Raw genomic sequence first — 12,236 nt, forward strand, 5'->3', positions numbered from 1 at the left:
TTCATAAGATATCTACACATATAAAAGGAGATTGATACCATGAGTACAACATTAGAAGTAGCTATTTTCTTATCCATGAACGGAAAGGCAAAAGAGGCTATACATTTCTACAAAAAACATTTCAACGCAAAGGAATTGTTTCTTGTTACCTATCAAGACATGGCCCAACGTGACAGCTCCATACAGCTTACTGATGAAAATAAAAATTATATTTCTCATTCTGTCTTATCCATCGGAAAATCAAAAGTAATGATAGCAGAAGATACAATGAACATCAGTGAAAAATATACAGTGGGTAATAACACTTCATTATGTATTCAAAGTGCTGACCTAGAAGAAATTAAACGTTTTTATGATAGCTTAATTACAGATGATCGAGTGAAAATTATTGTGCCTTTATCTAATAATGTGTTTAGCCAAGCCTACGGTATTATTGAAGACCCGTTCGGTATTCAAATACAATTAATGTTTGATAATCGATTATAATAAAAAAAGCAATTTCCATGTTTCATAATTGGATAATAAATGGACAGAAGTAAAAACTAAAATGGGAAAACCTAAGATACCGCAGCAGAAAAGGAGACACTATGACGGAGAAAAAAGAAATAGCAGATCAAATAGGGTGGAACTTCGACAACAGTTATTCTCGTTTGCCGGAATCATTGTTTACAAAGCTTAAACTGACTCCTGTCCGCTCACCCAAGCTGATTATACTTAATCAGCCGTTGGCAGCATCACTGGGGTTGAACGGTACAGCGCTGCAAAGGAATGATGGCGTAGCGGAGCTGGCTGGAAACCAGGTTCCAGAAGGAGCCGTACCTCTTGCTCAAGCTTACGCAGGGCATCAATTCGGGCATTTTAACATGTTAGGAGACGGTCGTGCTCTGCTGCTTGGCGAACAGATCACTCCCTTGGGTGAACGGGTTGATATTCAGCTCAAGGGCTCAGGCAGAACGCCATACTCCCGTGGTGGTGACGGCCGGGCGGCACTTGGTCCGATGCTTCGCGAATACATCATCAGTGAGGCGATGCATGCGCTGGATATTGCTACCACCCGCAGCTTGGCGGTGGTATCCACGGGTGAGTCGATCATCCGGGAAACCGAGCAGCCCGGAGCCATTCTGACCCGTGTGGCTGCCAGTCATCTTCGCGTCGGAACCTTTCAATACGTCTCAGCATGGGGCACGTCCCAAGATCTCCGTGCTCTGGCTGATTATACATTGGAAAGACACTACCCGGAAGTTGCCAATGACGAAAACCGTTACCTTGCACTGCTTCAGGAAGTGATTAAGCGTCAAGCCGAGCTGATTGCCAAATGGCAGCTAGTTGGTTTTATTCACGGGGTGATGAACACCGACAATATGACCCTTAGCGGAGAAACCATTGATTATGGTCCTTGCGCCTTCATGGATACCTATGATCCTGAGACGGTGTTCAGTTCCATCGACAGGCAGGGACGCTATGCTTATGCCAATCAGCCGCATATTGCTGCGTGGAATCTCGCGAGATTTGCTGAGACGCTCTTGCCACTGCTGCATGACAACAGGGAGCAGGCTGTCACACTGGCTGAGGATGCAATTTCAGATTTTGTAAAAATGTTTCACCATCATTGGCTTGCAGGAATGCGGGCGAAGCTGGGGATCTTTAACGAAGAGCAGGAGGATGAATCTCTTATTGAGGAGCTTCTGAGTATCATGCAGAAGCATCGTGCCGACTACACCAATACCTTCCGTGCCCTAACTTTGAACCAGCTGGAGGATACGGTTCTGTTCAGCACTGGGGAATTCACCCAGTGGCACGAGCAGTGGCAGGCGAGGCTAGGCAGACAGCAGGAATCACAAGCCTCCTCGCGTCAGCTGATGCGCAGCAGTAATCCTGCAATCATTCCGCGCAACCACCGGGTAGAAGAAGCACTAGAAGCTGCGGTGGAACGAGAAGACTACCGTGTGATGGAACAGCTTCTTGAAGTTCTTTCGAACCCTTATGCCTACTCTACCGAACAGGAAATTTACTCTACATTGCCTGAGGAATCCATCTGTCCTTACCGAACCTTTTGTGGTACTTGATGCAGAGCGAACGATTTGAAGATAAACTATATCATGCGTTGGTGGAGAAGATAGCCATTCTCTCACCAGCGCATTTTGTTTTTATAGGGGTAGGTTGCACCTGATTAATCCAGCTCCTGACCGTCATTTTCGATCTGTATGTGCCCGCAATAAAGACATTGATGCGTACAGTTCTGCGTAAGAGCAGGCTGGCCTTCGATGCGCATGTCGCTTTTTCCGTTCAACCAAGGCATCGTAAGGACAGGAATACACGGAGCCTTTTTCACTCCATAAATATCAACCATCTCACTGGCTTGCACAGCCGGATTCAGCGGACTGGAGCAATTCCCAAAAGATTTTATGTTCACTCCAGGTACATAATCTCCAATATTCATCTGTGCCTTATTTTTAACATACACCCCATGGCTAAAAGGGCGCTTCAAACGCGTAGGCTGTGTACCGTAACTACAGCTTAAAATCGCACCTGCCACGACATAGCTTTTTTTCGCACCTGTTCCAGGCTGTACACTTGCTTCTTCCATACGGATTATTCCTCCTTTGTGGCCATCTCCACTTTTTGCACACGAACACCTGTAAATGGACGACGCAGCAGACTTTCCGCTACCGCGAGATTGATATAGACATGTGCTTCCAACAAGCCGGCAATCCGAAATATAGACGGTTCGATTTTCCCGTACTTAAGTACCAGCTGCTTCAAGGTATGGTCGGGATACCACTCGGTTTGTGAGGAAAGACAGTCCACCACAGGTGGACGCAGTACCCAGTACACATCCTGCCTGGCTTGCTGAAAATCGGTAAGTATAGCGGCCTTCCATTCCAGCTCTGGCATGTATTTTTCCAACAGGGCTTTCATGGAGTCTGAAACCAGCGGCAAAGGGAACTCCAGAAAATCCGGATATACGGTTCGTGGATCTGTATGTACTGCTAAAAATAGGGGTGTGTCCTCTGTCTGAATGGTATGACCCGAAAGGATATCTTCCACCTGCAAGGAAGCTAGGGGCGCAGTCTCCACCCGATGCTTTACGCGCTCGTCCACCATGAGTCTGTAATACCTCATGACATCCACCCCCCTTTACTCACTGCATCTGTTATCTGTGTAGCCAGTGGCGTTTCTACAGCAGCAAGGCCAATAGCTTGGCTTAGTTGGTCATCTGTAAAGATTGCCCGGTGTAGTTTTGCTCCTGTAAAATTAGCTTTTACTAAACATGCACCTATAAACGAAGCGTCAGTAACATCGGCTCCTACAAAGCAGGCACCTGTTAGATCCGCGCCGTTAAATAAAGCTCTTTGCAGCGCGGCATCTTGGAAAGCAGCTCCTTGAAGCTGTGCATGTTGAAAACTAGCTCCCTGTAAATTAGCTCTTGTAAAATCCACTCCATCCAATCCTAACGGTTCCCAATCCAGCCAAGCATCCGATCCATATTCGCTATTGCTTAAAACTTCGTCCAGTACAGCCTCTTGCAGGGAACAGCCACTGAAATCGGCTCCGTGAAGCAGGCTGTGCGAAAAGTCGGTTCCATCTAGCTGAGCTTCTTGCCATACCGTGCCTACGAGGATACAGTGATGCAATCGACTTTGTTGCATCCCGATCTGGCGAAAGACTGTATAGCGAAAATCCAAGGAGCTGTAATCTCCATCCGATAGTTGAACTTGAGACAGGGTTTGGTAACTGTAGGCCGATTCTTCTTTTTCCTCCAGCCAAGACTTTATTATGTTTGCATCCATGGGTCTTCGATCTTCCCGGTACACGGAGACACTATGATCCATATACTCTCCGACGCGAATCTCAAAAGCTTCTTCACGATCCAACGTCTCAAACTCTGGTAGGTCGACTGCTTGCTTCATAGCCTGACGAACCAGACTAACGATCATCGTATGAAGATATCCCGCTGCTTCCAGCATGATCTGTTCCAGTTCAAGTTCGGAAAGGGAGACTTGTTGCTTCAAAGTTTCAGCCCCAAGCTGTTCACGTAATTGAGTCCAATAGAAAAAAATCCAACTTGCATCGTATTCCAACTGAACGGGCTCAGCATCAAGCATCCATAAGGCATCCGTAGCTTCAACAAGATAAAAGGGCTTCTGTTCAAGCCATGTGGTGCGCAGCATAGAGTAGGTGATGTAACCAATATGACCTTTACGACCTGTGAGTTGTTTTTGCCGAACCAGCTCACAAAAGGCGCGAAAATGTTCTACTATATGCTGTAATCTTTGTGTTTGAGTTGATTTACATTTCAATGCCCATTCTTTGCGGATGAAAGACCAAGCTTGATGAAGAGCCGCTTGTTGCTGATCTAACAGATCTGTTTGCTTTTCCATTTCTAATCATCCTTAATTTGACTTCACTTCGCTGCCTTTCATGTCTGCCGACCCACTTAATTCGATATGACTGCCATTACAATCCATACGGAGCTGACTACCTGCGGACAGGCTCATTGTCTTCCCCGCAGATAGGCTGAGATTGCCTCCCGCCGTAATATTCACTTGTTTGCTGCTAGCAATATGAATGCCTTCTTTATCATCCAGTTTGATATAAATGGCGCCGTCTTTACCTGTAACGACCAGTTCATCCGGTCCTAGCCGAATTTCCTTGCCATGCGGGGTACGCCATATTTTCATTTGCGGATTGGAAAAATGGTTATGCGTACTCTTGCGATCTGCCCGTCTCACGGCACTACCTGCTACGCCGTCTTCTTCCCGACTACCGGGGAAATAGAGGGAAACTGAATCGCCTTTTTCTGGCATGACGTACCAGCCGGTATGGCCACCGCCACTGTACACGGTAGAATAGTTGAACCAGTGTGCTTGGTTTGTGTCCTGTTGTTCATCACAATCCAGATGAATGCGCACTTGATCCTGACGTACGTCCAGCACAATACCGCTTAATGAGGCACCTGCCAGCTTATCCTGGTAGTAGCTTTTTTGCCGAAATCCCTGGTAAGAACCCAACACATACTGATGCCGCAGCAGTCCTTGGCTCATGGCGGTGTAGGCTTCCATCACATACAGGTTATGCCCCTGAAAATTCAACTGAGCGCCCAAGTCGAGTACCTCATCCGTTTCTACCTCATAAAAAATAAAATCATGTTCACTGAGTTTGGTCTGTTCATTCTCCTGAAAATAACGAAAAGGAAGCAATTGCTTACGTACGGTATAACGGGTATGATCCAGTATCGCCTGTGCAGGGCTGTCCTCAATACCAAAATAAAATTTGGGACTGTCAAAACGAGCTACAGGCATCAGACTCGTATGATAACGGGAGGCTATGCGTCTTAAAAAAGCCCAGTCTGTCTCCTGATACTGAATGGCAAGCCGTCCGATGGCTTCTCCGCCGGTAGCCCCGTCGATCACATCCAGTCCTTCATAGTCCTTACCAATGTGCTCCAGTATTTGAGGAATCGTCATTTTCGTATACTGAAAAGAACGAGTACGCTGCTTCATGTCCATCCGGTATGTATGGGAAATGGCTTCCACCTCCAGATAGTACACACCTCGCACGACTTTTACCTCGACCGAGAGGGCAATCCCACTGAATAGCGGCTTGCTTGCGCCAGATTCATCTTGTTGGCTGACTTCAATGATGGTATTTTTTTCTGTCGTTTCCACGTAACTGTCTTGCAAGTCTTCGGGGATAACACCTGTAAAATAAAGCCGAGTATGCTCGTTAACTTTTTTCGTTAAGGTGAGCTCTTCTAGATCAATTTGTTCATAAGGGTGAATTTGAATTTGATCGTATCCCAGACTCATGGTGTAGTCATTCCTTTCTCATTTATAGAATAGGCGGAGGGTGGAAGGACAGAAAGGGATTGAACCCAGTATTCCGCTACAGGTAACCAGACTTCGAGATCTGCCTCCAGACAGCTAAAGGAACCTATGACAACTCGTCCCTTGTGGATAAAGAGCAGCATTTCGTTGTATAGATTACCGTCGATCCCCGCCGCCACAAAACGAATCTGTCCAACTGAAAGTCCGGAACAGTTGGTGACCATTTCGGTACCTAACCAGTTGCGAATCGGTTGTACAGACCGTAGAATATCCGCCATTTGCTCTACAAAATCGGGCAGTTCTTCCGCTTCCAGAGCGGTATCTGTAGGATTAAAAGTGATATTGATGGTCTCCTCAGATGAGGTATAAATGACCTTTGGTCGATGCTCTGAAGGATATTTGATTATAGCTTGCTCCATTGGCATAGGAGTAAAGGACTTGGGGATGTAGAAACCAATCTCTCCGTGTAGTATTGTAATGGGCTCCAACGTGAGATAATCATTTTCAACATGAAGTAGCTTTGTTTCTTCAAACATGGAACCGTCCTGTTCCGATTTCTGAGTTTGAGCTGGGATGGATTTCACATTATCGTTATTAGCTGTCTTCTGATCCACCATTTTAGCTTTGAGGCTAAGTATATGCTCGTCTAGATAGTTCATAGAAAGCCCCCTTTTAGGAAAAATACGCGTTTGTACTTGAATATGTAAAGATGAGAGGAGATATTTAAGTACAGAACCAACATATGTATTTATCGGTTAAAAGAGAGATTTAGTTTACAAAATGAACCATTCGTAGTTGGAGGAGCATTGTTCGATATTAGATTCTATTTCATTCCATAACGCCTTTTTGCCGTAATAATTCGGTTGTAGTACTCCAAAGTAGGCGTTGCATCTTGATATCCCCACCAGGATATGTCGGCACAATCGGCTTACCAGTACCAACATTAAAATATCCGCCTGTCACTTCTTGATATTGGGATTCTGTTGCTAAACGAATAATGATGTCTGCTCCTTTCCGTGGGTCTCCGATATGCAAAGCGTTCAATATTTTTGCAAGTATCGAAGAAAATCCTAACTCACGGCCAAGGCCGGTAACGTTAAAGCCTGGATTAAGTGCGTTAACTACGATTCCGGTTCCATCCAATTGACGTCCAAGTTCTTCTGTAAACATGATATTAAGAAGTTTAGTCTTTCCGTATATCTTAGATGAACCTCTTGCGGTAAATGCAGATGTATCTGTTAAATCCTCCGGTAATTTTAATTCACCATGGTTGCGTGATGCTTCAGAAGCCACATTGACGATCCTAGCATTTGCGGGTCCCATTAGTGAATTGAGTAGTGTATGCGTTAACAGCCACGGGGCAAGATAGTTTACGGCTATCATTTCTGCCAAACCCTCTGAGGTTATTCGCTGTTCAAATCCATGTAATCCAGCATTGTTCACTAATACATCAATCTTTGGATAATTAGCTTTAATTTCATCTCCCATACGTTTGACATCTTTCATAAGAGACAGGTCTCCGAAAAAAAAGTCCACCTTTGTATTGGGCGCCAGATCTTTTAAAATATTTTTAGTCGTTTCAGCACGTTTTTTATTTCTGGCTGTTAAGACTAGATGTGCCCCACGTTTGGCTAATTCAATTGCTACCCATTGTCCAAGACCGTTAGTAGCACCAGTGATTACAATAATCGGGTATGTCGACATATAGATCATCCTCCAAATTCTTGATCCAATTACATCCATATTCATGTCTAAGCTTTACGGTTGTGGATGCTTTATACTGTAGATCTTCTGCTTGACACTTACCAAAGTTGAAAATATGATTGATATATATCAAGTATATGTATTTTGATTGATATATGTCAAATATATATTCGAATTCATTCAAATAAGGTGGAGACATATGGATCATAAAACTCAACATCCAGATTCTACAAGAGAGCAATTAGAACTGAATCTTGGTGAACAACTTAATGCACTTATAAGCGCGTCGCATGCACTCAATGTAAAAACTGCGGCACTTTTCGATCCATCATTACAACCTGCAGCTTTTCTGATTGTACGTTGTCTCCTGTCATACGGTCCGGCAAGCGCTACATTTTTGGCGGAATCCACCGCTATGGATCGAAGCTCTGTCAGCCGTCTTGTTACTCAGCTTAAACACTTGAATTATGTAAAAAGTGAAACTCATCCTGAGGATCGTCGGGGAGTGTTGATATCCCTGACAGCCAATGGTCGTGAAAAAGCCTTGGAAGCTTTAAAAGAAAAAGAAAAAGAGTTTTATCAACGTATTTCAACATGGGAGGATTCTAAACTTGAAGCGTTCATCGAGATGCTGAAGTGTTTTAACGGGTATGATTGCGAGGATTAATGATTCAACATAAAGCATCGTATGATGAAAAAAGGAGGCATTTTAAAAGTGAAAGAAAAAAATGTTAGGGAAATTAGAGTGTCTGATTATCATGATATTTATTTGTTGAACCAAGACTTTAACCCAAATCTATATCTATTTCCTGAAGAAAAAGTAAAAGAGAAGATCGAAATGATTATAAAGAAATCAAAAGATGTGATCTTTGTTTATGAAGAAAATAACGAGGTGTTAGGATATATTCATGGAAGCCCCCATGAATTACTTTTTTCTGAATCTTTGGTAAATCTACTAGGATTTGTTGTTAAAGAAAAGTATAGAAACCAAGGTGTAGGTAGCATGTTGATTGAGCGTCTTGAACAATGGGGGAAGTCCCATGGATTTTCCGGGATCAAACTGTTATCTCATCCAAGTCGGATACAGGCTCACAGGTTCTACGAACGACGTGGCTATATGTTTACCAAGGATCAAAAAAATTTTATAAAAAATCTCAAATAAATACATATTCACTAGTTATATCACAAGGCAATGTTTGAAATGTTGCTCTTTCATTCGGATTTCATGTTTTCCACTGATGAATACAGATTTCAAATAGGCTTAATATCGTGATATTTATCATTGAAGAAATATGTATGTTTAGCACTCTAATGCATTGCATTAAATTGACCATTGTTCAGAAAATATGAATAGCCTTCCTTTCCATTTCATGCCTAAAAATGTCTGCTAATTAGCAGTTGTATTTAGGCGTTTTTTGTCATACAATGCATCTAATGCTACGGACTCGGTCTTAGAAACAGTAAGGTTTGGACGGTAAATAGGACGTGGTTTCCTTGTATATTTACGAATCGTGGAACTACTTTGTAGTCGTTCACTCACGACCACGTCAGTCTGAAAAATTAATAATGTTTGAGGACAGTTTTCCGGATCATTAGCGTTTGATGATGAACATATACGAAGGGGAGCGTTCTTTTGGAATCGAAACAATTAACGAGAGGGCTAAAGCCACGGCACGTTGAGTTGATTGCGCTTGGAGGTACGATTGGCGTCGGTTTGTTTATGGGGTCGGCAAGTACGATAAAATGGGCAGGTCCCTCAGTGCTGTTGGCATATCTCTTAGCTGGGATTATTATGTTTTTTGTCATGCGGATCATGGGGGAAATGCTGATTCTTGAACCGGTGACAGGCTCATTCGCTACATTTGCTCATAAATATATCAGCCCTTTAGCCGGTTTCTTGACCGCCTGGAGCTATTGGTTTTTATGGGTTACCGTAGGGATGGCAGAAGTCACTGCGATTGGGGTATATGTGGGCTACTGGTTCCCAGATATCCCGCAATGGTTGCCGGCTTTGGCAGGTGTAATTATTATTGCATTGGCCAATTTGGCGGCTGTGAAATTTTATGGGGAATTTGAGTTTTGGTTTGCGATGATTAAAATTGTCGCCATTATCTTCATGCTAGTAGTTGGTACGGGGATGATCTTCTTTGGACTCGGTAACGGTGGACAACCGATAGGTCTTTCCAATCTGTACAGCCAGGGAGGCTTCTTTGCAGGTGGTTTGAAAGGGTTTCTATTTGCACTCTGCATTGTAACAGCGGCTTACCAAGGGATAGAGATGGTAGGTATTACGGCAGGTGAAGCTGAAAATCCGAAGATGACACTGCGAAAAGCCATTAAAAATATCATCTGGCGTATTTTGATTTTCTACGTGGGTGCAATCTTTGTCATTGTTACGATTTATCCTTGGAACCAAATAGGCGAGATCGGCAGCCCATTTGTTCTGACTTTTGCCAAGGTAGGAATTGTGGCTGCTGCGGGTATCATTAACTTTGTTGTACTTACAGCTGCAATGTCTGGTTGTAACAGTGGTATTTACAGTGCGGGCAGAATGTTATATACATTGGCTAAGAATGGACAAGCTCCTAAGTTCTTTGGGAAAGTTTCTCCAAGCGGCGTCCCTAGAAATAGTATAATAACGACCATTTCCTTGCTGCTGGTAGGGGTGTTATTTAACTATTTAATGCCTGATTCCAAACTGTTTCTGTATATTTACAGCGCCAGTGTTCTTCCAGGCATGGTACCGTGGTTTGCATTAGCCATCAGTCAATTTAAATTCAGGAAAAAGTGGAAGGACGAAATGAAGGATCACACCTTTAAATCTCGTTTTTTTCCGATCAGTAATTACATCACTATTGTCTTTTTGTTGCTTGTGATCGTTGGAATGTGGTTTAATCCAGACACACGCTTGTCGTTGATTGTCGGGGCAACATTTATGGCGATCGTCATTGTTGGATATTTTGTCTTTGGCATAGGAAAGCGGCAGAGAATTGAAGAATTAGAGGAAAACTAAAAGATTGCTAAATACGTAACATTTGCCGAGCGCAATTCAGATGATCCTGAGTTCGCTCGGCTTTTCTTTTATATGACGAGGGAGGGGCTACGAAAGGGTTGTTACTGAGGTATAGAACCTGTGGTTATCCTGTTCGCACTACAAGTGTAAATACAAATACAAAAAAAGTGAGAACGAAAATGGAGAAGTTGATTATTGCTATACTCTTTCGGTTAGCCTTAAGCTCTGTAATTCCAGAAAATAAAAATATAAACCCTAGAAAAAATTGCACGATTTTGTATGAGTCCCTATAGGTGTCTGGGTATGCGAGTGATAAAAAGGAAGAGATCATAACAACTACAGCAAATATTAAAGTGAGGATTTGGTAAATATCCATTTTCTTGAACATAGATAAGCTCCCCCTTCCTATATAACGCCTAGTACATTATATATTTTAAAGGTCAGGCCGTGGGACTTCAAATAAATACAAAAAAAAGGAGGAGGAAAAATGGTGTCGTATAAGCGAAGAAACTAGGTGACATTAAAAATCCTTCCGCGAATGAAAAAGCCTTCGTTGCGGCCTATCAAAAAGCAAGGGATGAGACCGATAATCTTATGGGTCTATTAAACATTATGGTGTCTACGGAAATGGAAAAACGTCTCAAAGCAGCAACCGAGCAGCAGAATACAGGCCAATAGCTTAAATCGTCATTTTTTGAAATAATACCCATACGTACCCGATCCGAGAGAGAAAGCTCAAATTATCTTGAGAACAGGCTAATATGGAAAGGACATAATTTATCCATACTTTCTTCTAATATTTAACTGTTGATAGATTTATTGAAAAGCTATAATGCTAATGATGATTTGAGTGTACTTGGAGAAAAGAGGGTGAGGGTATGAAGTTGAAAAAATGGCCGTTAGTATTCATGATAGGTATTCTCATGCTGTTATCCGTAGGCTGGAACAGTGGAGTATCTTATGCGAAATATTATTACGAATACACTTGGGATCAGTACAAGGGGACTGAAGTCAAGACCTACAGGCTGACACCAGTAGCTGGAAGAGCTGGATTTATGGATCAGGAAAAGGCCTTAGCTGCTATTGGCATAACCCCGAATGTGTATGGAAAGTTCAGTGGCTATCGAACAGAGAAAACAACTGAATTTGCAACCAAGAGTGTAACGGATGAGGTTTATCAATATGCAGTTGTTGATTTTATTAGCAATAAGGAGCCAGAAACTGTAGAATACGTTAATCCAAAAGGCGGAGTTCCTTATAGATGGAACGGAACCGATGAGATTCGAATTTTTATGAGAGGGTCTGAGGCAGCTTCTTTGGCAGAGCTGTTTTATGAGGGAACTCCAAGTGAAGGACGCTATCATTTTAATGCTGACGATGTCTACTTAGTTACATTCTGGTCCAGCACAGTAAAACCAATCACTGAAATGTCTGCTGAAGCACTAATTGAGGAAGGCCCTCCTACGCTTATAAATCGAGAGTTGGTAGGCCAAATAAAAGACAAAGATCCTGCTGCTTATCCGCAAAACGGAACTTTAAACGGCTACTTTTATGTTTATAAGGGTTCTGAGTTTAAAGAGAATTAAAAGAGCAGACAGGAATTAATAAGTATATATGTACACGAGAACGAGATAACATTTTGTATTCTCCAAGCGAATGCGGATACAGATGTTATCTCTTTTTTTATTTGT

The 12,236-nt window shown here is 42.8% G+C and carries 12 protein-coding genes; 6 read left to right on the forward strand and 6 right to left on the reverse strand.

The window, feature by feature from the left end:
- Positions 1–39 precede the first annotated feature (39 nt).
- The gene (locus ACYCSE_RS13540; RefSeq protein WP_459698394.1) at positions 40–486 is read left to right on the forward strand and encodes a VOC family protein; all 447 of its coding nucleotides are present in this window, start codon (positions 40–42) and stop codon (positions 484–486) included.
- A 101-nt stretch (positions 487–587) separates the two neighbouring features.
- Positions 588–2,066: a protein adenylyltransferase SelO gene (locus ACYCSE_RS13545; RefSeq protein WP_459698395.1), complete on the forward strand. Its 1,479-nt coding sequence runs from the start codon at positions 588–590 to the stop codon at positions 2,064–2,066.
- A 104-nt stretch (positions 2,067–2,170) separates the two neighbouring features.
- Here ACYCSE_RS13545 and ACYCSE_RS13550 read toward each other — a convergent pair whose 3' ends face one another.
- The 6 genes from ACYCSE_RS13550 to ACYCSE_RS13575 form a co-directional block, all read right to left on the reverse strand.
- Positions 2,171–2,587 (reverse strand): DUF4280 domain-containing protein, encoded by a 417-nt coding sequence (locus ACYCSE_RS13550; protein ID WP_013308879.1) that lies wholly within the window; start codon positions 2,585–2,587, stop codon positions 2,171–2,173.
- Between the two features lie 5 nt (positions 2,588–2,592).
- Positions 2,593–3,123 carry a hypothetical protein gene (locus tag ACYCSE_RS13555; RefSeq protein WP_459698396.1) on the reverse strand — a complete coding sequence of 177 codons (531 nt, stop codon included), beginning with the start codon at positions 3,121–3,123 and terminating at the stop codon, positions 2,593–2,595.
- Entirely contained in the window at positions 3,120–4,382 is a 1,263-nt protein-coding gene (locus ACYCSE_RS13560; RefSeq protein ID WP_459698397.1) for a pentapeptide repeat-containing protein, read from the reverse strand. The genes ACYCSE_RS13555 and ACYCSE_RS13560 overlap by 4 nt, the downstream gene beginning before the upstream one ends.
- Positions 4,383–4,394: 12 nt before the next feature.
- Entirely contained in the window at positions 4,395–5,810 is a 1,416-nt protein-coding gene (locus ACYCSE_RS13565) for a phage baseplate assembly protein V (protein ID WP_061831607.1), read from the reverse strand.
- Positions 5,807–6,487, reverse strand: coding sequence for a hypothetical protein (locus tag ACYCSE_RS13570; protein ID WP_250259333.1), 681 nt, complete (start codon positions 6,485–6,487; stop codon positions 5,807–5,809). The genes ACYCSE_RS13565 and ACYCSE_RS13570 overlap by 4 nt, the downstream gene beginning before the upstream one ends.
- A gap of 169 nt (positions 6,488–6,656) precedes the next feature.
- Complete coding sequence (locus ACYCSE_RS13575; protein ID WP_459698398.1) at positions 6,657–7,532, reverse strand: SDR family NAD(P)-dependent oxidoreductase; 876 nt, start codon at positions 7,530–7,532, stop codon at positions 6,657–6,659.
- A gap of 199 nt (positions 7,533–7,731) precedes the next feature.
- Here ACYCSE_RS13575 and ACYCSE_RS13580 point away from each other — a divergent pair, with 199 nt between their 5' ends.
- From ACYCSE_RS13580 to ACYCSE_RS13595, 4 genes are all read left to right on the forward strand, one after another.
- Entirely contained in the window at positions 7,732–8,199 is a 468-nt protein-coding gene (locus ACYCSE_RS13580) for a MarR family winged helix-turn-helix transcriptional regulator (protein WP_459698399.1), read from the forward strand.
- A 48-nt stretch (positions 8,200–8,247) separates the two neighbouring features.
- The gene (locus ACYCSE_RS13585) at positions 8,248–8,694 is read left to right on the forward strand and encodes a GNAT family N-acetyltransferase (RefSeq protein ID WP_459698400.1); all 447 of its coding nucleotides are present in this window, start codon (positions 8,248–8,250) and stop codon (positions 8,692–8,694) included.
- A 471-nt stretch (positions 8,695–9,165) separates the two neighbouring features.
- On the forward strand, positions 9,166–10,545 hold the full coding sequence (locus ACYCSE_RS13590) for an amino acid permease (RefSeq protein WP_061831603.1): 1,380 nt from the start codon (positions 9,166–9,168) through the stop codon (positions 10,543–10,545).
- Between the two features lie 878 nt (positions 10,546–11,423).
- Entirely contained in the window at positions 11,424–12,131 is a 708-nt protein-coding gene (locus ACYCSE_RS13595; RefSeq protein ID WP_440723390.1) for a hypothetical protein, read from the forward strand.
- The last annotated feature ends 105 nt before the right edge of the window (positions 12,132–12,236 follow it).

It is taken from the genome of Paenibacillus sp. SEL1 (assembly GCF_054602535.1).